Below are 21,371 nucleotides of genomic sequence, written 5' to 3'. Positions count from 1 at the left end.
ATCCCAGCAGGCGATTTGAATCGGGTCCATGAAAATCCCTTTCAAGAATAAGTATACTCCACTTGCTCTCAAAAGGCACAGAAATCCTGCGGGTAATCTCCCCCTGTACCGCAATGCCGAGCAGGGGTAGAAACCGGGACATGATTTCAGCGTGTTGCCCGCAGGCGGGTGCACTTGGCGGAGTAGGCGTTTGACCGACAGCCCCGTTTCCAGCCCGGTCTTGGTGTTCGACTCAGGCCTTGGCGGTCTTTCCGTCGCGGCGGAGATTCGCCAGCGCCGCCCGGATCTGCCGCTGCGCTATCTGGCCGATAACGCCGCCTTTCCCTACGGGCTCAAAGCCGACGCCTTCCTCAAACAGCGCGTGATCGACGTCATCAGCGCTGCGGTCGACCGGGAGCGGCCGCGCCTGGTGGTTCTGGCCTGCAATACCGCATCGACGATCGCCCTGAACGAGTTGCGCGAGGCGCTGGAATTGCCGGTCGTCGGGACGGTGCCCGGCATCAAGCCGGCTGCCGAGCAGTCCCGCTCCGGTGTCATCGGCGTGCTGGCGACGCCGCGCACGGCCCAGTCCGGCTATATCGATGCGCTGGTACGCGATCATGGCGCGGGCCGCCATTTCATCGTCCAGCCGGCTGAAGGTCTGGCCCGCGAGGCCGAAGCGGTTCTTGCCGGCGCGGCGCCAGATCTGGACCTTCTGCGCGGGCTGCAGCACGCCATCCGCCAGGCACCGCGGGGGGAAGAGGTGGACACGCTGGTCCTCGGTTGCACGCACTATCCCTTGCTGCAGGCCGAGCTGGAAGCGACGGCCCCGCATGCCTGGAGCTATCTCGACACCGGTTCGGCGATTGCGCGCCGGGTGGATGACTTGCTGCCGGAGAGGGGCCAAGCCGCCGCCGGCGACAGCGCCTTGCTGACGGCCGGGGTCGAGGCGGAGGCGGGGTATGCGCGGGCGCTGGCCCGTTTCGGCTTTGCGCTGGCTGAGCCATTGCACCGGCTGGCCTGATGGCTAGTCTTCGCCGGGGCGCCTGTGATCCGGGCGCAATAAACGCTGGAGCCGGGAACAACATGCTGCGCCAATTCCTGATCATCATCGCCGCCGGTACCCTGCTGGCCTGTTCACCTCACGCCGAGAATGCGGGCCAGCTCGAGAGTCGGCTCGCCGAGGTCGATGCGGCTCATCCCGATATGGCGGGTCTGGCCGTCTGGATTGAAGGCGCAGAGGCGGGCGCAAGTGCCGGCGCAGCTTTCGGCAATGCTGCGCCCGATGGTCGGGCGCTGGATGCGCAGACGCCGGTCCGCATCGCCAGTAACACCAAAACCTATGTTGCGGCAGCCTATCTGAGGCTCTGGGAAAGCGGGCTGGCGCCTCTCGATGACCCGATCGAGGGACTGATTGACCCGGCGTTCAACGCAATCCTTGCAGAGGACGGTTATCGCACCGACCTGATCACACCGCGCCACCTGCTGATGCACAATTCCGGCATGCCGGATCATGCTGATGAAGCCTATGTGGCTGCAGTGTTCGAAGACACGCAGCGGCAGTGGACGCGGGCGCACCAGGTCGAGCTCCTGACCGTGAACCATGATCCGCTCGGGCCGCCGGGCGAGGCCTTCGTGTATTCCGACACCGGCTATGTCCTGCTTGGCCACATCATTGAACGGATCACCGGAGAAACGCTTGCCGCGGCTGTCCGCCGCCTCCTGCGTTTCGACACGGTCGGTCTGGACCAGACCTGGTGGGAGCAGGTGGAGCAGCCCGGCGCGGCAATAGCGCCCAGGGCGCACCAATATCTCGGCGAGATCGACGCGACCGGCTTTAATGGGTCGATGGACCTGTATGGTGGTGGCGGACTGATTGCCAGTCCTCGTGATATGGCCCGTTTCTGGCGGGGGCTGTTCCGCGGCGAGGTGTTTGACGATCCCGCGACTTTGAGCGTGATGCTGGACGCGCCAGGCCAGGTTGCCCCCGAACGCTATCGCCTGGGGGTTTTCGTCGAGGAAATTGGCGGCGTAACCGCTTACTCCCACAGCGGGTTCTGGGGCACTTATTCGGTCTACGTTCCGGAGCTCGATATCGCAATTGCTGCCGTGACGCTGGATCAAAGCGATTTCGGTACCATGCGCACGCTGGTGCACGATCTCGTTGGCGAATACCCGAGCCAGTAATTGCGACGACAACGGTTCCCGGCCTGCACATGACGCACTGGTAATGTTGAGCTTTGCCGACCGCTCCGCTAGGTTATTGTTACATTATAACATCCTTAGTTTGCCAAGGGATTTGTCATGAAAGCCGCAATGCTCCTGAGCGCAGCCAGTTCCGTGCTGCTGCTCGCCGCCTGTTCGCCGCAAGCCGCGGACCCGAGTGAAACCGCCGGCACGCCTGTTGCCGACACGACGGAAGTCGCCGAGGCGGCTGTGCCGGCATCGGAGAATCCGTTGCTGGGCGCATGGAATACGCCGCATGAGGCACCGCCCTTCGATGCCATCGAGGAAGAACATTTTCTGCCGGCTTTTGACGTAGCCATGGCCGCCCATTCGGCAGAGATCGAGGCGATCGCCAATAATCCGGAAGCCCCGACCTTCGACAATACGCTCCTGGCGATGGAACAGTCCGGCGCCCTGCTGGGCCGTATGAGCAGCGTCTTCTTCAATCTGGCCAGCTCGGCCAGCAATGAAGAGATCCGCGCCATCCAGCGCGAGATGAGCCCGCGCATGGCGGCGCACTCCGCCTCGATCACGCTCAATGCCGATCTGTTTGCCCGCATCGACAGCCTGTATCAGCAGCGCGAGAGCCTCGACCTGGAGCCGCAGCAGCTGCGCCTTCTGGAAGTCACGCACCATGATTTCGTCCGTGCTGGCGCCCAGCTCGAAGGCGATGACCGCCAGCGCTTTGCTGACGTCCGCTCGGGCCTGGCCGGTCTGTACACCCAGTTCGCCCAGAATGAGCAGGCGGACCGGGAAAGCTGGACCATGGCGCTCGACGCCGAGGATCTTGAAGGCTTGCCGGACTTCGTCGTGTCCGCGGCCGCTGGCGCGGCGGCTGATCGCGGCCTGGATGGCCATGTGATCACCCTGGCGCGGTCCAGCGTCGAGCCCTTCCTGCAGACCTCGCCGAACCGCGAACTGCGCGAACAGGCCTGGCGCGCCTGGACCAGCCGTGGCGACAATGAAAACGCCAACAATAATCACGACACGATCCGCGACATCCTTCGCCTGCGTCTCGAGATGGCCAACCTGCTGGGCTATGAGACTTTCGCGCATTACCGCACCGGTGGCACCATGGCCGGCACGCCGCTGGCGGCGACCTCGCTGATGGAGCAGGTCTGGTGGCCGGCCCGCGAACGCGCGCTTGAAGAACAGGCCGATATTGAAGCCCGCATCGCTGCGGCCGGTCTCGACCACGACGTCATGCCGTGGGACTGGCGCTATTACACCGAACAGGTTCGCGCCGAGCGCTATGACCTCGACCCGAGCGAGGTGAAATCCTACCTCCAGCTCGACAATATGATCGAGGCCCAGTTCTACGTCGCCGAGCGCCTGTTCGGGATCTCCTTCACCGAGCGCACCGATATGGAGGTTTATCATCCCGACGTCCGTGTCTGGGAGATGACCAATAGCGATGGCGACGTCGTCGGCCTGTTCTACGGCGACTATTTCGCTCGCCCGGGCAAGCGGGGCGGCGCCTGGATGTCCAGCTTCCGGGCGCAGAACGGCATTAGCGGTGATATCCCGATCATCATAAACAACTGTAACTACAACAAGCCCGCCGATGGGGAGCCGGCGCTCCTGTCCTTCATCGATGCGAGCACGCTGTTCCACGAGTTCGGCCATGGTCTGCACGGGTTGTTGTCCAACACCGATTATCCCAGCCTCGCCGGCACGGCGGTGGACCGCGATTTCGTGGAATTCCCGGCGCAGATCTATGAACACTGGTTGGAGCAACCGGAAGTTCTCGAGCGCTTTGCCTTGCATTACGAGACCGGAGAGCCGATGCCTCCGGAACTGCTCGAGCGGGTGCTGGAGGCACAGACCTTCAACCAGGGCTTCGCCACGGTTGAGTTCCTCAACTCCGGCTTTGTCGACATGGCCTACCACCTCAACACCGAGCCAGGCGATATCGATATCCACGCCTTCGAGGACGAGGTGCTGGCCAGCCGCGAGAATCTGGACGCCATTCCGATGCGCCACCGTTCCCCACACTTCCTGCACACGTTCGCAGGTGAGGGCTATTCGGCCGGCTATTACAGCTATCTCTGGGCTGGCGTGCTGGACAATGACGGCTTTGCCGCCTTCGAGGAAGCGGGCGACATCTTCGATCCGGAACTGGCTCAGAAGCTGCTCGACAGTGTCTTCTCTGCTGGCGACACCCTGCCAGCCATGGATGCCTATGTCGGCTTCCGCGGCCGTGAGCCGAGTGTCGAGCCGCTGTTGCGCAATCGCGGTTTTGACACCGATGCCGGTGGCTAGAGCCCAGGCCTGACCGGCCCCAAGAAAAAGGCGCAGACCGGTGAGACCGGCCTGCGCCTTTTTTGTGTCGCCGGGAGGTGGCCTCCCGTTCAGACGATGATACCTATTGCGCGGCCTGTGACACCGGCGTCGGCGCCGTAAAATGCGGCGCGTCGAAGCTGTAGGACACGCTCTGCGAGGCGGCTTGGCGGGTCTCGTTGATATCCAGCGTGTACATGCCCGCCGAGCATTCGCCCGGAGCGTCCGGCACCACCGGGTTGAACACCATCAGGCCGAGATAGTCATAGGCCTGCGGGTCAACGACACCCCCTTGTCCGAGCTCGATGACATCCACACGGCCATCGCGATGGCCCAGGGCGACAAGCTCAAGCGTGTCATTCCCGCTCAGGGAAATCTCGTGGCGGCCATCCAGGTCGAGCTCGATATAATTGGCACCTAATTGCTGCGGGCCGAATTTCGAAGTCCAGCTTTCCGCGCTGTTGAGGCTGCGGTGCAGCGCTACCGGGCGGTCAAACAACGGCGCCAGCTCATAGGCCATGGCGAAGTTCTGGGCCCGCCAGCGTCGCAGCGCTGCCGGAATGTCGGTGCCAACCTCGTCGAGGGTCACTGACATGGTGTCGAAGCCATCATGCTCGACGGCGTTTTCCCAGATCCGTACCACAACGCGTTCGCCATGGACGTCGGCCAGGGACTGTAAAAGCGTCCACTGGGAATAATCGAACCCGCCTTCACTGGTCGTCCAGCACAGTTCGGGACGCTGATAATCGGTTTCGACGTAATCGGTCGCGTCCTGATGGTGCCCGACGGTGACGGTCTCGATCCAGGACGCGGTGGACTCGTAGAGCCAGTCAAGACCTTCCTCGGAATCGTAACCGAACTGGACGACGTGAGCGAACTCATGCGTCGCCGTCGCCCGCATCAGGCTGTCGACCGGCGCTTCTTTCTCGTCGAAGCCCTCGAAATCATTCTCCACCACGAAAACGGTCCGAGAAGCCAGCGGTTCGCGGATGTCGGCGGTGTGCGGATTGTCGAATACGGTTTCGACCGGATAGGTCACGCCCATCGAGCCGCCGGCATCGGCGACAAAGGCGCGGTAGAGGCCGTCGGCATCGCGCACCGGCTCGCGCCAGCCCATGCGACCTAGCTGTTCTTCCAGCGCATGCTGCAGCGCGTCACCGACGCTTTGGGCATAGGCCAGGGAGGTGCTGTCCTCGCCATCGAGCGTATAATTGACGACGAAATCCTCGGTGCGGAAGCTCTGAGGGTCACCGCTCAGCGTCACGATGGATTCGCGCAGGGCCTGGAGGACTTCCAGGACCGAGGCGGGGACCCAGGACAGGTTGAGGCTGAAGCCGCCGGAGGTGGGGCCACCGCCATAACGGTCCACTTCGACGATATATTCGCCGCTGGCCGGGGCGGTATAGGCAAAGGCGGAGTTGAGCGAGCCATCGCCGCGGTCATCATTCATCGCAACCGGCATGCCGTCCGGGCCGAGCAGCCGCAAAACGGGGTCGAGATCGCCGTCGACGCGGTCAACATAGGCATAAAGCGTCTGGCCTTCCGCGATCGTGATCGGGCGGCGATAGACCGGATGGCTGTCATCGATCCGGTCTTCATCAACAGCAATGCTTTCGCCCTCGATAGAGGTGAAGTCGAAGGGGAGTTCCGCATTGGGATCCGTCGCGACCGAGAAGAAAAGTTCTCCGGTATCGGAGCCGCTGAAACTGCCCGCGCGCACCGTATAGTCGCCACTGGCCTCGATCAGGTGAGTGATCTGGGAATTCAGGCTGCCATCGCCGCGATCATCATTCAGGGCGATGATGTCGCCGGATCCGTCAAGCAGGACGAGAGTGGTGTCGAGCCCCTCGGTCAGCGCCTCGGTCGAGGCGACCAGGATGTCGCCCTCAGCCAGCGTCAGCTGATAATCGTGAGTGCGTTGGCGGTTCGTGAGGCTGACAGCGCCTTCGGTATAAATCACCGCTGCATCGGAGAGGCCGAAATCAATACCCTCTTCGATGTGGAGTTCAAAACTGCCCGTGGTGCCGCCATAGCCGGTGACAGACGCGCTATAGGTGCCGCTTTCCGGAGCAACAAACAGGATCAGCGACTGCAGCGTGGTCGGGTCGGCATCATCATTCTGCGTGATCGGTTTGCCGCCTGCGCCGAGCAGGGTCAGGACGGTGTCGAAATTCTCCTCCGACTGCGTCGTCAGCGTGACAATCTGGCCGGCCTCCAGTTCGAACTGGTGCCGGAATTCCGGTTCGGCCTCGGTCACGGTCCCGGCGATGCCGGTGCCGTCGTCCTGTTTGTGGCCATGCTCATGATGTGGTGCGGCGTATGCCACGCCGGCAAACCCGTAAACCGCCAGACCCATGGCTGCCGATACCAAAAGCTGATTACGCATAATGTTCCCCTTGCGTCCTGTCCGCACTGACGCGCTATTCCCGGGCATAGCCTTATATGCGCGATGCAACAAGCGGGAGAGGCAAGACACTCCGGCACCGGGCGCCGGGCTTTGCGGTCAAGATTGGTGTTTACAGCGGGCTCGAATTCTCCGGTTATGGGGGAAGACGCGTGTAACGGAATAAACAGGTCACCCCTTGAGCCATGATGCCACCAATCCCGGGCCGCCTCATCCCGCGGATACTCTGATCCAGCCCGGAGAACTGGTCGCGCCTGTACTGTATTGCGAAGAAGGGCTGAGTTTCTGGGGCGGGGTTGATCCGCAGACCGGCGTGATCGTCGATGCGCATCATCCCCAATACGGTCAGTCGGTCGCCGGCAAGGTCTTGATGATGCCGACCTCACGGGGCTCCTGCACCGGCAGTTCCGTCCTGCTCGGCCTCGCCCTGGCCGGTCATGCCCCGGCGGCTCTGGTCTTCCGCGAGGCAGAGGATGTGCTCACCCTCGGCGCCATTCTGGCCAATGTCATGTTCGGAGCGAGCATTGCGGTCATCCGGCTCGGGGCGGCAAGCTATGAGGCTCTGTCCCGCAGCGCCCAGGCCGAGTTGCGGCAGGGCCAGCTCCGCGCCGGCGATCTCTCACTGGCTTTGAGCCCGCTCGACCGGTCCGGGCTGAGCCTGTCCGCGCAGGACGAGGCCATGCTGGCGGGCGGTGAGGGGGCGGCTGTCCAGCTGGCCATGGAAACGATCTGCACGGTCGCCCTTCTCCAAGGCGCAAACCGGCTGATCGACGTGTCCCGCGTGCATATCGATGGCTGTATCTATGCCAGTCCGGCCAATCTTGTCTTCGCCGAAGCCATGCAAGAGAAGGGCGCTTCGGTGCGGGTCCCGACGACGATGAATGCGATCTCGGTCGACCTTCCCAATTGGCGCGCGCAGGGCGTCCCCGCTGATTTCGGCGGGCCAGCCAGCCGGCTCGCCGAGGCCTATCTGGCCATGGGCGCGCAGCCGAGCTTCACGTGTGCGCCCTATCTGCTCGAAAACAAGCCAACGGCCGGCGAGCGCATTGGCTGGTCCGAATCCAATGCCGTGATCTATGCCAATAGTGCCCTAGGGGCGCGTACCAACAAGCATCCCGATTTCCTCGACCTGATGATCGCCATGACCGGGCGGGCGCCGATGTCCGGTGTTTATCTTGACGCCAATCGCGCCCCGGCGCTGGCGATCGATATTGAGGTTCCGGACGCAGCTGACGACACGGTGTGGCCGCTTCTGGGCTGGCTGGCTGGCCGGCTCGCCCCGGACCGCATCCCGCTTCTCACCGGTCTCGCTGCACTCCAGCCCGGGCCGGATGAGCTCAAGGCGCTGTGTGCGGCGTTTGGAACCACCTCGGGCGCGCCCATGCTGCATATTGAGGGCGTCACCCCGGAAGCGCGGGATGGTGTAGACGGTACGCTGGAGCGCGTGTCGATTGGCAAGACCGAGCTCGAACGGGCCTGGCGCGCGCTCAATCAGGGGCCGGACGCGATTGATCTTGTGGCCCTGGGCAGCCCGCACATGTCGGCCCCGGAATGCCGGGCCTTCGCTGAATTGATGGGCGAGGAGCCGGTCGCCAGCGGCGTCAGTGTGATCGTCACTATCGGGCGGTCGGAAAAGCGCGAGATCGCCGAGGATGGCACGCTCGAGCGGCTCGAACGCCTCGGGGTCACCCTTGTGTCGGATGTATGCTGGTGCTCGATTTCCAAGCCGCTGTTTCCGGCCAATGCGCGCAACATCCTGACCAATTCCGGCAAATACGCCCATTACGGCCCGAGCCTGACGGGATGCACCCTGCGTCTGGGGAGCCTTGCCGAGTGCGCTGTGGCGGCGAAAAGCGGGACGGCAGCGGTCCAGGCGCCGCACTGGTTGGCCTAAAAAAGCCCGGCCCCGCGCAAACGGGACCGGGCGTTTGATGTCAGGTGTTGATGGCCGGGATCAGTAGCCCTGCGCCGCGCCGTCCTTGCGCATTTCACTGGCGCCGTAGAGCACACCGGTTTCCGGGTCGCGCAGGATGGCCTGGTAGCCGCCGAAACCGCCATCGCCATCGACGACCTCGTGGCCGAGTGCGGTGAGGGCATCGCGGACGTCTTGCGGCATGCCGCTTTCCACTGACAGGACGCCGACGCCGGCGGTTTCGTCCGCTTGTCCGGTTTCCGAGGTGGAGCCGTCATGACGCCAGCGCGCCGCATCCCCGGCTTGCTGGATGTTGAGCCCAAAATCGATCACCGAGGTGATGATCTGGACATGACCCTGGGGCTGCATGGCGCCGCCCATCAGGCCGAAGCTCATGAAGGCCTCGCCGCCGCGCGTGATCATGGCCGGGATGATGGTGTGGAAGGGGCGCTTGCCCGGCTCGTAGACATTGGGGTGGTTCGGATCGAGGCTGAACAGCTCGCCGCGGTTCTGCAGCATGAAGCCGAGGCCGTCCGGCACCAGGCCCGAACCCATGCCGCGGAAGTTGGATTGGATCAGCGAGACCATCATGCCATTGCCATCGGCCACGGTGAGATAGGTGGTGTCGCCATCCTCGATGATACGCGGATCACCATGGGTGACGCTTTGCATCGCCGCTTCGGTCGAAATCAGGGCGCGCCGGGTGTCGGCATAGTCGTCGCTGATCAGCTCCGCATAAAGCGCGTGCGGATCGGCTTCGTCATAGAAGGCCGGGTCGGAATAGAAGCGGGCCCGGTCCTCGAAGGCGAGACGCTTGGCTTCGACCATCAGGTGGATGGCCTCCGCGCTCATGAACCCCATGGAGGAGAGGTCATAGGCTTCCAGCGTCTGCAGCATTTGCAGGGCGGCGATGCCCTGGCCCTGCGGCGGCAATTCCCAGACGTCATAGCCGCGATAATTGACGCTCAGCGGTTCGACCCATTCGGTACGATGGGCGGCGAGATCCTCATAGGCAATCCAGCCGCCGATCCGCTCCATATAGTCATGGATGGTCTGGGCGATCGGACCGTCATAGAAAGCGTCCCGGCCGCCCTCGGCGATCAGGCGATAGGTATTGGCGAGGTCGGGATTGCGGAAAATTTCGCCCTCGCGTGGCGCATCGCCGTCTTCGGTCAGATAGGTCGCCTGGGCATTGGCGAATTCCTCGAACTCGCCATTGGCAAAGCGGCCATCAAGGATGCGCATATTGCGCTCCCAGTAGTAGGCGATCGTCTCGGTGAGCGGGAAACCGTTCTCGGCATAGCGGATCGCCGGCGCGAGGATCTCATCCATCGGCATGGAGCCGAAACGCTCATGCATGGCGAACCAGCCATCGACCGTTCCGGGCACAGAGACCGGCATGGCGCCGAGAGGCGGGATGGCATTGCCTTCACCCAGTGTCTCGACGACGTCGTCATAGCTCAGTCCCATGGGCGAGCGGCCAGCACCATTGATGCCGTAGACCTGGCGGGTTTCCGGATCCCAGATGATCACGAAGATATCACCGCCAATGCCATTCCCGGTCGGCTCCATGAGGCCAATGGCGGCGTTGGCAGCAATCGCCGCATCGACGGCATTGCCGCCCGACTGCAGCACATTGATCGCGACCTGGCTGGCCAGGGGATGCGCGGTAGCAGCCATGCCCTGGGTCGCCGTGGTGACCGAACGCGTGGCAAAATGCTCGCCGCTGACGCGGTCGCCCGGATAGGACTGTGCGTTGGCGGCGACGCCGGAATCCAGAGCCGCCATGAGGGCGGCGGCGCCCAGTGCGGTGACGGAATTTTTCATGCTTCTCCCCTTTGCATTACGCGTTGCGCTGGCCGGCAACTCCCGGCGAACATAGCGCGAGGGGGATCAGGGTCCATGCCGAATGGGTCGCGGTCCGACGCGGGACTGCGGCGCCAAGCGTCCCGATTGTTGTCGTCGGCCGAGCTGTATACTCACGCCTTCACGATTATGAGCCGGGCGATGGCTTGCCCGATAGATGCCGTCAGGGGGCAGTTGAAATGAAGCATGCGTTGGTGGCCGGTCTGGTCTTGTTGGCTTCGGGTCCGGGCTGGGCCCAGGAGATTGATCCGCGTGCCCGCGTGGCGGCATTCGACCCCGCGAGCCGGGTCCCCGATCATATCGGCCAGCCGGTTGGCCCGGCGGCCGACACCCACACCTATGAGGGCGCGCTGGAAACGCGTCGTATCTACCGGATCGAAGCCAACCCGGACGCCGGGTTCTACTGGCCTTATTTCCTGCACATGCCGGAACAGGTCCCGGCTGGGCATCCGCTTCTCATCCAACCCAATAATGACGCACTCTGGGGCGCCCCGCAGGAGACCCATGAATACTGGGCGCTCATTCGCAATGAGCAGCTCTACGTCGATTTCGGGCGCCATCTGAACACGCCAATGCTGACCCCGGCCTTTCCGCGTCCGCTGCTCGAGAACGGTGATGGCAATCTCTACATCCACGCGCTCACCGAGGCGGCGATGACCGCAGACGACCCGCGTCATGCGCGGCCCGATCTGCAATTGATCGCCATGCTCGATGATGCCCGCCCCAAGCTGGCGGCCAGCGGTTATGCCACCAGCGAAGATGCTCTGTTCTGGGGCTTTTCAGCCGCGGCGGATTTCGTCACCCGCATGACCGTCCTGCACCCTGAGCGCGTTCGCGGAGTGGCGGCAGGCGGTGTCGGCGGCCTGCCGATCCTGCCGCTGGAACGTTATGCGGGTGAAACTCTGACCTATCCGGTCGGGGTCGGTAACCTCGACCGGATTGCCGGTGGAAGCCTGAATGCCGACGCCTTGCGCGCGACCCCGGTTTTGCTGTTCCAGGGCGGTGTCGACGAAAATGATTCCGTCACCGAACCGCCGTTCAGCTGCGAGGATTTCGGCTCGGATTCCTATTCATGCGAGCAGGCGCATTGGGTCAATGAGACGCTTGGAGCCTCGACCGTGCAGCGGGTCCCGCTCGTGGCTGATATCTATCGCGACTTCGGCATGAGCGATTTCAACTCGATGATCCTGCCCGGGATCGAACACTGGACGCCGGCGACCATGGAAGCCGCGCTGGTGGAGTATTTCGCCTGTGTCATCGATGCAGGAGCCGGCTGCGCAAACCAGGTTGAGGTGCCCGATCTGACCGCGGCCCTTGAACGGCAAGCGGCGCGCTGAGCCTGCGGCGAAAGACTGATTGGCTGCATCGTGATCCCGGCACTGGTCAGTGCTGCGCGATCCAAGCTAGGGTCCCCCAATGATTACAGGGGAGATCCGTCCATGAAGTCGCGGAGTTTGCTTACCACCGCTCTTGCCGGTGTCGTCATGTCGGGAGCTCTGGCCGGATGTGCCGGGATCAGCCAGGCGGTTGCCGGCTTCACCCAACCGAACATGAGCGATGAGAGTGCCGCTTCGGTTGAGATCCTGCGTCTGCCCTATGGTGTGCCGCGCATTGTGGCGTCTGATCATGACGGTCTCGGTTACGGAGCCGGGATTGTCGCCGCACAGGATAATCTCTGCCTGGTGATGGAACGCGCCATGACGGTGCGCGGCGAGCGTGCGGCCTTTCTGGGTGCAGGCGACAACAACGCCAATATTGCCAGCGATCTTTATCATCGCCGCATCCGTAACTCCGGCGCCGTCGAGGCCTTGCTGGCCGGCGAGCCCGGTGCCGTCGACACGCCGAGCGCGGATGCACGCGCTTTCATCGAGGGCTTTGCTGACGGTGTGAACCATGTTCTGGCCACCGGTGAGGTCACCGACCCCAACTGCGCCGGCGAGGCCTGGGTTCGCGACGTCACAGCGCATGACATCTGGTATGGCGCCCTGACGCTGCCCTTTGGCCAACCCATCGAGGCCGTCACCTCGGCCCAGCCTCCGGCCGGTGAGGAGGCGACCCATAGCGAAGCACGCATCGAGGACCTCCTGGTGCAACGCCGCGGCATGGGGTCCAATGCCTATGCTGTGGGATCAGACGGTACCCGCGAGGGCGTCGACGCGGTTCTGCTCGGCAATCCGCACTATCCCTGGGACGGGGCGCTGCGCTTCTATCGCGTCGGGCTTACCATTCCCGGCGAGTTCAATGTTGTCGGCGCCGGGCTCATCACCACGCCTTTTGTCGGCATTGGTCACACAGAGAATATCGCCTGGACCCATACCGTCTCGACGGCGCGCCGCTTTGGCTATTACGAGCTGACGCTCGATCCGGAAGATCCGACCCGTTATCTTGTCGATGGCCATAGCCACGCCATGATGGCCAATGACATTACCGTCGAGGTCCTCGGCGAGGAGGGTGCAACGACCTCGGTCACGCGCACGATCTGGGAAACCGAGTTCGGTCCCGTCGCCGTGTCCCAGCGCATGCCCTGGTCACAGGAGCGGGCTTTCGCCTTTGCCGCCCCGAGTGGCGGATTGCGCATTATCGATCAATACCTGGCCATGTATGCCGCCGATGATGTCGAGACACTGCATGGTGCACTGTCGCGCTATCAGGCGACGGCTTTCAACACGATGGCCGTTGATCAGGACGGCGGTGCCTTCTACGGCGATATGGGGCTCGTGCCGAATGTCGACACGGCCATGGTCATGCGGTGTGCCGCGTCCGAGCTCGCCCAGGGTTATTGGATGCAGGCGCGCATTCCGGTCCTCAATGCCGCCGACCCGACCTGCCGCTGGGCTGACGGGGAGGGCGCGACCGCGCCGGGCGTGTTCGGACCGGCCGATGCGCCGCATCTGTTCCGCTCCGATTTTGTCGCCCAGTCGAACGACTCGCCCTGGCTGACCAATCCGGCTCAGCCGCTGACCGGCTACAGCCCGATCTGGGGCGACGAGGCCACGCCGCGCTCCATGCGAACCCGCCTGGCCCTGGATCAGATGGCCCAGCGCCTGGCGGGCAGTGATGGTTTCGGTGAGGCGGGCTTTGATCTCGAGACCGTACAGGCCGTGATGTATTCCAACCGCCACCATGGCGGCGAACTGCTCCGCGACAGCGTCGTCGAGGTGTGTCTGGAAAGCGGCGAGGCGGATCTGCAGCCCTTGTGCGATGCGCTCGCCGGTTGGGATCTGAAAGTCAATCTGGACAGCCGCGGGGCCCATGTCATGGCGCTCTATCTGCTGTCGGGCGGCGCCGTCTTTGAAGGGGCCTTTGATGCGGAGAACGGGGCGACCACCCCGGTCGGGCTGGCTAGTGATGACCCGGCCGTTCTTGAGGCCTTGCGCGCGGCCGCCAATCAGCTGTCCCAGCTGCAACTGGCCGCGGACGCGCCCCTGGGAGAGGTGATGGGCGAGATGCGCGGCGATACCCGCATCCCGATCCATGGCGGCCCGGCCGGAACCGGCGTGTTCAACATGATCATCCCCGGCAGCCCCGTGCCCGGTACCGGATGGACCAGCGTGCGCCATGGGTCCAGCTGGATCATGACGGTCGAGTTCTCTGACGAGGGTGTGCGCAGTGAAGGCGTGCTGACCTATTCCCAGTCAACCGATCCGACCTCGGCTCATTATGGCGACCAGACCGAGCTCTACTCCAACAAGGGCTGGGAAGCGCTGTACTTCGATCTGGATGAGGCTCGGGCCGCGGCGGTGTCATCGACGGTGTTCGAGCGCTAGAGCGCGCTCAAACACTGCGCGTTGTAGGACTGGGGTCTGGGGAGCAGGACTCTGCGGCATCAGGCCACATGATCGGCAATTGTTCGGGCCTTCGGCGGCGCCCATACTAATAGTATGGGTAACGCGAACCAATTAGATGCTGGCCGTGGGCTTCTGGGCGTTGTCGCTGTTATCAGCGCTCTGATGGTTGCGCCAATAAGCTCCGCCAGCGCTCAGCCGCGGGTCGAGCAAACGGGAGCGGTCGAAGCGCCCGCTCCAGCGCCGAGCGCAATTGAACTGGCTTATGCAGACGCGCAACTGGCCGACGGTCTGATCACGAGCATCACCGGTGGCGCGCAGGGCCTGCCGGCCATTGACGGGCTCACCGTGGCCGCGATCGGAGCGGCCATCGCCCAGGACGACTATGCCGCGGCTTATGGGCACGCGCAGAATTTTGTCATCGGTAAGGGTGTCTCAGTCGTGCTCGGCAGTGCGGCGTCGGGTTTCGTCGCTGCGGTCTCGACGGGAGAAGCCCTGGGGATCCGGGCGGCGGAGCATTATGGCGGCGGCCGTCTCAATGCGCTCTACGCCAACTTGTCTCGCGATACCAATGCTGCAGCGTGGCCGGATGATTACGCGGCCGCCATGGCTGATGATTTCCTCGGCCCCCGTTTCAATGCCCGCATCCTGCCGGTAGTGAACTGGCTGCGTCAGACCTCTGGCCAGACAGGCACGGACCAGGAGTTCGCCGCCATGGCTTATGACATGATGCGGGCACGACGGGATTTCGAACTGGGATGTGATCGCTATGGCTTGACCGGGGCGGAACGCACGGCGGAGCGTCTGGCACAAGCGGAAGCTGATCATGTCGAGCGCCTGATGCGGGACCTGGCGATCAAGCGGGAGGTGGATCTCTACCAAAATCAGCTAGCGCGCGAGGCACTGGAGGCGCGAGAGGCTCAGCGCGCTGCGGAGCGGGCGGAATACCTGCGCCAGCAGGCCGCCGACCTGGCCGAGTATCAGCAGCGTCAGCGCGAAGCGGAGGCCGAGCGCGCTGCCGCCGAGGCCGCCGCGGCACTGGCCCGGGCTGAAGCCGCGCGCGAACGCTTGCAGGACATGTATGCCGAGCGCGCCCTGCAGCCGCCGGTCATCGCTGACACGGCGCTGGGTATCAATGTGCTGGAGGTCACGACTGAGAGCCAGACTACGCTCTACCGGCTCCAGGTCCGCAATACGAGTGCAACACCGATTACCGGCTTCAGGGCCGATGCGCGTATGCGGACACCGTCCGCCGATGCCGGCATCGTCTTGTCCGGAAGCAGCGGGCTTCGTACGCTGGAGCCGGGCGAGACAATAGAGCTGAGCTTTCTCGGCGATGGCGCGCTTGATGGCGTGATGCTCTATCTGAGCGGGGCCGGGCAGGTCCTCAGCGTGCTGGACTATCCCATGCATCACGAAGCGGAGGTGCCGACGCTGACCCATGCTCTGGGCCCGCGCCAGCCGGGCTTTCTGATCTTGCCGATGCCGACCGGTGTGGCGGGCATGAGTGCTGATGCGCTGGCTGCCGATGGACAGATTATCTTCGGTTCCTTGAGCTCCGGGCCGAATGAGGAGACCGCGCCCTATGTCTGGCGTGAAGGGGTCGGGCATCAGGCGCTCGAAATGCCCGACGGTTATAACTATTCGCATATACGCGACGCCACGCCGGCCGGGGACTACGCTGTCGGGAATGTTTACGCGCTGACACCGGACGGCAATCTTGTCGGGTTTCCGGTGAGGTGGACGCTTCAGGGTGAGCCGCAAGCCCTGCTGCCGGCTCGTTCCGCGATCGAGCAGGATGCGGCTGCCGCGGTCAGCGCCGATGGTGAATTAATCGCCGGAACACGCCTTGCCGGCGATGGACGTGTCCGACCCTTCCTCTGGCGCGCAAATGAAGGCGTGGTCGATCTGCCTTTACCCGCCGGCATCGAAATCAATGCCTTTGGCGCGCTGGCCGGCATCGACGGTATCCGCGCCATGTCGGGCGATGGCCGTGTCATAGTTGGGCATGGAACCGCGGCGGGTGAGGGCGCCCATGATGCCCGGCAACGTGCGCTCGTCTGGCGGGACGGGGCCTTTATTGGCGCCGCCTTGCCGAGCGGCTATGTTGGTGCCCAGATTACCGCAGTCAGCGCCAATGGGCGTTTCATGGCGGGTGTCGCAGTACGCCCTATCACCTCTGAGAGTGGTACCTATCATCATAACGATGGCATGATTTGGGAGGTCGGCGGTGTGGCGCGTCCGGTGACGGAGTTCGCCGAAACCGCGGCTTTGACCATCACCGCGATCAGTGATGATGGCGAATGGATTGCCGGCCACTTCGGGGATGTGCCGAATTATGGGTTTCGCGGCCTTGGATTCCGTTGGTCTGCCAGGGCCGGTCTAGAAGTGCGTCCGGAATTCGAGGTGATCAGTGATATGAGCGATGATGGCAGGGCCTTTATCGGACATGGCGGTGGTGGCCCGCACTCCCCGCCTGATCTCTACGATGGCGTGCAGAGGGCATTGCGTCATGTTGATGAGGATTAGACAGGTGGCTGGCATTCGCGAAGCAGGGCTTTTGATTGCGGCTGCGGTGCTGGCGGGCTGCGCCCTGTTGCCGAACCAACCGGGCGGCTTCAGTGAAACTGTTGAGCCTTCAATGTATCAGATCGCCGTGCTTGGCAGCGTGCCCGGTGAAACGGTGCAGGTCAGTCAGGCCGGTCATGAGATCTGGCGTTTCGAAGCCTGGATGGCCTCGGTCATGGCGCAAGGAGACCTGACCGGGGACGGTATAGACAATCTGCTTATTTCCTATGCTGAGGCGCGGAGCCTGCTAGGATATCGTCTCGTCGCCCTGGGTCCCGCTGGCGTGGAAGTTCTTTGGGACGTCCAAGGGCACGTCGAGCGCATGCGCGAAGTCGAAAGCGATATCGCGGCGCGACTGGAAAGCGGGCGGACACTGGCGCCCCGCCCCGGCATGGCTTTGCCGCGGTGATCAGCCCGCCGCGTTGGCAGCCATCAGTGCCTCGACAGCTGACCGCACCGGCAGGGCCGGTTGTGCGCCGGCTGTCAGCGTGGTGGCTGCACCGGCAGCGCAGGCAAATTCCAGGGCGGTCTGGTGCGCCTGGCCCTCGAGCAGGGCGAGCGTGAGGGCGGCGACGAAGGTGTCGCCGGCCCCGGTCGCATCATGCGGGACAATCTTTGGCGGACGGGCGCGGGCGATTTCCACGCCATCCTTGAACAGGATCGCACCACGGGCCCCGAGGGTCAGGGCGGTCAGGCCGCCGGCCGCAATCAGCCGTTCCCGGCCATAGAATTCGCACTCGGCTTCATTGACGACGCAAAGGTCCGCCCGGGCGAGCACGCTGTCGTCCAGTTCCATGGCCGGTGCGAGGTTCAGACTGGTCAGGCCGGAGCAGCGGTTCAGCGCTTCGGCAAGCACGTCTACGGGTGTTTCCAGCTGTCCGATCAGGGCGCCCTCGATGCGTTCGGGCAGATCGGCGACAGTCAGGCGTGCATTGGCGCCGCTGGCGACGACGATCTGATTGTCGCCCTCCGGCTCGACGGCGATGATCGCCACACCGGTGGGTGTGCCGGCCAGGCTGCGGCAGCGGGACAGATCCACGCCTTCAGCCTGTAGCAGCGACAGGGCGGCCCCGGCTTCATCATCATCACCGACACAGCCAATCAGATTGACCGCGGCACCGAGGCGCCGGGCCGCAAGGGCCTGATTGGCGCCTTTTCCGCCCGGGTGTTTGGCAAAACCGTCACCCAGAACCGTCTCGCCGGCTTTGGGTAGCTGGCCGCAGCGCACGACAAGGTCCAGATTGACCGATCCGACGACGGTGATGGTCTGGGTCATCACAAGCGCTCCATCTCGGTGACGATGAGCTCGAACAGGGCGGTGTCATCCAGGCCGGTCACCCAGTTGATCCGCGGCCAACCCGCCGCATTGTCGAGCGGATGGATACGTGTCTGGCCACGCGTCTCGCCATCACTGCAATCGACCTCAACGGCTACCTCGTGACCGGTGAACAGCTCCGGTTCGAGCAGATAACCCACGGTGCACGGGTCATGCAGCGCCGCGCCCTCGGCCCCGTAGACCTCGCCATAGATCCGGTTCACATGCGCGACCATGGCCGCCGAGGTCTGGCTGGCGGGGTGGTCTGTTCCCGTCAGACGCTGCATGCGCGCGGGGGTGCAGCGGATCTGCAGCGTTGCGTCCAGCCCGATCAGCGTGGTGCGGCAACCGCTTTCCAGCACGATCCGGGCGGCATCCGGGTCGGCAAAGATGTTGAACTCGGCAAAGTCGGTGATATTGCCGCCGGCCTGGTCAGCGCCGCCCATGATGATCAGCTCGCGTACGGCCTGTGTGATCGACGGGTCCCGCTGCAGCGCGGCGGCGAAATTGGTCATTGGCCCGGTGATGACCAGCGTGATCGATCCGGGCTGGGCCGACGAAAGCGCCTGACAGAGATGATCGACCGCGTGCCCGCTCTGCAGGCTGTCGATCGCCTCGGGCAGGGTGGCATCGCCGAGGCCGCTGCGGCCATGGATATGCTCGGCAAAGCTCGGCGCGACGCGCAGCGGACGGTCGCAGCCGGAATAGACCGGCAGGCCGTCGCGCTTGGCCAGCGCCAGAATGCCCAACGCATTGCGCGCGCAGACATCGACGGGAACATTGCCGGCGACCACGCAGATCGATTGCAGGTCGATCCGGTCCGATGCCCCCAGGGCGACGAGCAGGGCGATGCAGTCATCGACCCCCGGATCGCAATCGAGGATGACCTGATGCGTCATCCGATCACCCGGTGAACAACATGCCGGCAATCGCCGCGCTCATCAGGTTGGAGAGCGAACCGGCGAGGACGGCGCGCAGGCCGAAACGGGCAATCTCGGAAATCCGGTCCGGCACCAGGCTGCCCAGTCCGCCGAGCAGGATGCCGACAGAGCTGAGATTGGCGAAACCGCACAGCGCGATGGTGAGAATGGCCTGGCTGCGCGGCGAGAAGTCCTCGAGCGTGCCCGACAGCGTCAGATAGGCGACGAACTCATTGATCACCAGCTTCTCGCCGACAATCGCGCCGGCGGCCTGGGCCTCGGCCACGGGAATGCTCAGGGCGATCATCAACGGCGCCAGGATCATGCCGAGAATACTCTGGATGGTCACGCCTTCAGCGCCGAGCAGGCCTGCGATAATGGCAATCAACCCGTTCAGCAGTGCGATCAGGGAGACAAAGGCGATCAGCATGGCACCGATGTTCAGGGCCAGGTGCAGACCATCCTTGGCCCCGACCGCGGCGGCCATGACCACATTGGCATGACGCTCCTGGTCCGGCCGCGATTTGAGAATGTCCTGGGCTTTGTCGGTCTCGTCATCGGCCGGCATGATGATGCTGGCCATCAACAGGCCCCCCGGCGCCGCCATGAAGCTGGCCGCGAGGAGGTATTCCACGCTGATACCGATCTGGGCATAGGCGGCGAGGACCGTGCCGGCCACGGAGGCGAGGCCGGAGGTCATAATGGCGAAGAGCTGCGGCTTGGTAATGCCGTCCAGATAGGGGCGGATAACCAGGGGCGCTTCGGTCTGGCCAACAAAGATGTTGGCGGCGGCATTGAGCGAAACAACGCGTCCGGCGGACAGCAGCGTGTGTAGACCCACACCGACAATGCGGACGATCCATTGCATCACGCCGATATGATAGAGCACGGACATCAGCGCCGAGAAGAAGATCACGACGGGCAGGACATTGAGGGCAAAGCTGAAGCCCACCGATTCAGAGACCAGCGGCCCGAACACCATTTCGATACCGGCCTGGGAAAAGGCGAGGAGCTGGGTAATGCCTTCTGACAGCGCCGCGAGGATATCGCGTCCGATCGGCAGGAACAGGACCAGACCACCAATACCCACTTGCAGCAAAAGCGCGCTCAGAACGGTGCGCAGACGGATCTTGCGCCGGTTGGTCGAGAACACGAATGCGATCAGCAGAAGTAACAGGGCCCCGAGGCCGGCGATCAGATTTGCACTCATGTGTCGTTTCCCCCATGCCGGTCATGCCGGCTGTCCCGTCGGGACAGGTGTTTAGTCTACTTGGCCCAACCGGGCCGTTTTCGTGCTTCAGTCGACCTCGGCGGCCGATACGAGGCCTTCCTGTACGCGTTCCAGCCAATGCTTGCGACAAAGCGATACATAGGCGTCCTTGGACACCCCGACCTGCTGGCCTCGCGTGACCGCACCGCCGGACGCGTCGAAGCGCAAGGTCATCGTCGCCTTGCGACCGCAATGGCAGATCGTGCGCGCCTCGCGCAAATCATCGGCAATGGCGAGCAAGGTGGCCGCGCCTTCAAACAGCTTGCCCTGGAAGTCCGTGCGCAGGCCGTAGCACAGGACAGGAATGCCCAGTTCGTCGCCGATACGGGCGAGCTGCCAGACCTGGTCGCTGGAAAGGAATTGGGCCTCGTCAACGAAGACCGCATCGACGCCATTGTTTTGCCGGTGCGCGCGGATCTCGTCATACAGATCCATCTGGGCCCGGTAGATATGAGCCGGCGCGCGCAGACCGATACGGCTTTCGATTTCTCCGAACGTGGCAGCGGGGTCCTTGGCATGGTGCTCTGACGTCCACAGCATGACCTTCATGCCGTTTTCGCCATAGTTATGGGCGGCCTGCAGCAAGATCGCCGACTTGCCCGCATTCATCGCGCTGTAAGTGAAGTAGAGCTTGCCCATGACCCGGTTCCCTAGCCTCCAGCCTGTGCCGGATGCCGGCGTCCTGTGGGCGCCAGATAATCCCAGCCCGCGTGCGAGATCAATCGCCGGGGGCGGTTTGGCCGCATGCGGGCTATACCGCTATGCTGGCGCTTCCTGATCGCACCCTTCTGTAGCAGGGCCATCACATCCAGTGCGCGGCGGAAATGCGCAGCGCTTGCGGGCCTG

The 21,371-nt window shown here is 63.8% G+C and carries 14 protein-coding genes; 8 read left to right on the top strand and 6 right to left on the bottom strand.

Annotated features, from left to right (window positions below; translation table 11 throughout):
- Positions 1 to 190 precede the first annotated feature (190 nt).
- From murI to Q1V51_RS12770, 3 genes are all read left to right on the top strand, one after another.
- The gene (murI, locus tag Q1V51_RS12780) at positions 191 to 1,003 is read left to right on the top strand and encodes a glutamate racemase (RefSeq protein ID WP_300556959.1); all 813 of its coding nucleotides are present in this window, start codon (positions 191 to 193) and stop codon (positions 1,001 to 1,003) included.
- Between the two features lie 62 nt (positions 1,004 to 1,065).
- Entirely contained in the window at positions 1,066 to 2,166 is a 1,101-nt protein-coding gene (locus Q1V51_RS12775) for a serine hydrolase domain-containing protein (protein ID WP_300556957.1), read from the top strand.
- 117 nt (positions 2,167 to 2,283) lie between these two features.
- Positions 2,284 to 4,467 (top strand): M3 family metallopeptidase, encoded by a 2,184-nt coding sequence (locus Q1V51_RS12770; RefSeq protein ID WP_300556955.1) that lies wholly within the window; start codon positions 2,284 to 2,286, stop codon positions 4,465 to 4,467.
- Between the two features lie 103 nt (positions 4,468 to 4,570).
- On the opposite strand, the gene Q1V51_RS12765 is transcribed toward Q1V51_RS12770, so the two are convergent.
- Positions 4,571 to 6,871, bottom strand: a complete 2,301-nt coding sequence (locus tag Q1V51_RS12765) for a DVUA0089 family protein (protein WP_300556953.1) — start codon at positions 6,869 to 6,871, stop codon at positions 4,571 to 4,573.
- Positions 6,872 to 7,115: 244 nt separating this feature from the next.
- Here Q1V51_RS12765 and Q1V51_RS12760 point away from each other — a divergent pair, with 244 nt between their 5' ends.
- Positions 7,116 to 8,783 carry an aconitase X gene (locus tag Q1V51_RS12760; RefSeq protein ID WP_366522750.1) on the top strand — a complete coding sequence of 556 codons (1,668 nt, stop codon included), beginning with the start codon at positions 7,116 to 7,118 and terminating at the stop codon, positions 8,781 to 8,783.
- A gap of 60 nt (positions 8,784 to 8,843) precedes the next feature.
- On the opposite strand, the gene ggt is transcribed toward Q1V51_RS12760, so the two are convergent.
- Complete coding sequence (gene ggt / locus Q1V51_RS12755) at positions 8,844 to 10,628, bottom strand: gamma-glutamyltransferase (protein WP_300556949.1); 1,785 nt, start codon at positions 10,626 to 10,628, stop codon at positions 8,844 to 8,846.
- Between the two features lie 218 nt (positions 10,629 to 10,846).
- On the opposite strand from ggt, the gene Q1V51_RS12750 reads away from it, so the two are divergent.
- The 4 genes from Q1V51_RS12750 (at position 10,847) to Q1V51_RS12735 (ending at position 17,429) form a co-directional block, all read left to right on the top strand.
- On the top strand, positions 10,847 to 12,004 hold the full coding sequence (locus Q1V51_RS12750) for a hypothetical protein (protein WP_300556947.1): 1,158 nt from the start codon (positions 10,847 to 10,849) through the stop codon (positions 12,002 to 12,004).
- Between the two features lie 102 nt (positions 12,005 to 12,106).
- Positions 12,107 to 14,434 (top strand): penicillin acylase family protein, encoded by a 2,328-nt coding sequence (locus Q1V51_RS12745; protein WP_300556945.1) that lies wholly within the window; start codon positions 12,107 to 12,109, stop codon positions 14,432 to 14,434.
- A 183-nt stretch (positions 14,435 to 14,617) separates the two neighbouring features.
- Positions 14,618 to 16,981 (top strand): hypothetical protein, encoded by a 2,364-nt coding sequence (locus tag Q1V51_RS12740; protein ID WP_300556943.1) that lies wholly within the window; start codon positions 14,618 to 14,620, stop codon positions 16,979 to 16,981.
- A gap of 4 nt (positions 16,982 to 16,985) precedes the next feature.
- Positions 16,986 to 17,429, top strand: coding sequence for a hypothetical protein (locus tag Q1V51_RS12735; RefSeq protein ID WP_300556941.1), 444 nt, complete (start codon positions 16,986 to 16,988; stop codon positions 17,427 to 17,429).
- On the opposite strand, the gene Q1V51_RS12730 is transcribed toward Q1V51_RS12735, so the two are convergent.
- The 4 genes from Q1V51_RS12730 to Q1V51_RS12715 form a co-directional block, all read right to left on the bottom strand.
- Positions 17,430 to 18,296, bottom strand: a complete 867-nt coding sequence (locus Q1V51_RS12730) for a PfkB family carbohydrate kinase (RefSeq protein WP_300556939.1) — start codon at positions 18,294 to 18,296, stop codon at positions 17,430 to 17,432.
- The gene (locus tag Q1V51_RS12725) at positions 18,296 to 19,234 is read right to left on the bottom strand and encodes a nucleoside hydrolase (protein ID WP_300556937.1); all 939 of its coding nucleotides are present in this window, start codon (positions 19,232 to 19,234) and stop codon (positions 18,296 to 18,298) included. The genes Q1V51_RS12730 and Q1V51_RS12725 overlap by 1 nt, the downstream gene beginning before the upstream one ends.
- 4 nt (positions 19,235 to 19,238) lie before the next feature.
- The gene (locus Q1V51_RS12720) at positions 19,239 to 20,465 is read right to left on the bottom strand and encodes a nucleoside transporter C-terminal domain-containing protein (protein WP_300556935.1); all 1,227 of its coding nucleotides are present in this window, start codon (positions 20,463 to 20,465) and stop codon (positions 19,239 to 19,241) included.
- A gap of 87 nt (positions 20,466 to 20,552) precedes the next feature.
- A complete protein-coding gene (locus Q1V51_RS12715; RefSeq protein ID WP_300556933.1) occupies positions 20,553 to 21,164 on the bottom strand; it encodes a thymidine kinase in 612 nt (203 codons plus the stop codon).
- Positions 21,165 to 21,371 lie beyond the last annotated feature (207 nt).

Source organism: Maricaulis sp., from assembly GCF_030149235.1.
Lineage (GTDB): Bacteria > Pseudomonadota > Alphaproteobacteria > Caulobacterales > Maricaulaceae > Maricaulis.
This window is presented reverse-complemented; position numbering and strand designations above follow the sequence as displayed.

Excerpts from the sequence above, each read along its gene's own strand:
- Q1V51_RS12740 (WP_300556943.1), top strand. The coding sequence starts at position 14,618 with ATGGTTGCGCCAATAAGCTCCGCCAGCGCTCAGCCGCGGGTCGAGCAA.
- Q1V51_RS12765 (WP_300556953.1), bottom strand. The coding sequence starts at position 6,871 with ATGCGTAATCAGCTTTTGGTATCGGCAGCCATGGGTCTGGCGGTTTAC.
- Q1V51_RS12730 (WP_300556939.1), bottom strand. The coding sequence starts at position 18,296 with ATGACCCAGACCATCACCGTCGTCGGATCGGTCAATCTGGACCTTGTC.
- Q1V51_RS12770 (WP_300556955.1), top strand. The coding sequence starts at position 2,284 with ATGAAAGCCGCAATGCTCCTGAGCGCAGCCAGTTCCGTGCTGCTGCTC.
- Q1V51_RS12720 (WP_300556935.1), bottom strand. The coding sequence starts at position 20,465 with ATGAGTGCAAATCTGATCGCCGGCCTCGGGGCCCTGTTACTTCTGCTG.
- Q1V51_RS12750 (WP_300556947.1), top strand. The coding sequence starts at position 10,847 with ATGAAGCATGCGTTGGTGGCCGGTCTGGTCTTGTTGGCTTCGGGTCCG.
- Q1V51_RS12775 (WP_300556957.1), top strand. The coding sequence starts at position 1,066 with ATGCTGCGCCAATTCCTGATCATCATCGCCGCCGGTACCCTGCTGGCC.
- ggt (WP_300556949.1), bottom strand. The coding sequence starts at position 10,628 with ATGAAAAATTCCGTCACCGCACTGGGCGCCGCCGCCCTCATGGCGGCT.
- Q1V51_RS12715 (WP_300556933.1), bottom strand. The coding sequence starts at position 21,164 with ATGGGCAAGCTCTACTTCACTTACAGCGCGATGAATGCGGGCAAGTCG.
- Q1V51_RS12745 (WP_300556945.1), top strand. The coding sequence starts at position 12,107 with ATGAAGTCGCGGAGTTTGCTTACCACCGCTCTTGCCGGTGTCGTCATG.
- Q1V51_RS12725 (WP_300556937.1), bottom strand. The coding sequence starts at position 19,234 with ATGACGCATCAGGTCATCCTCGATTGCGATCCGGGGGTCGATGACTGC.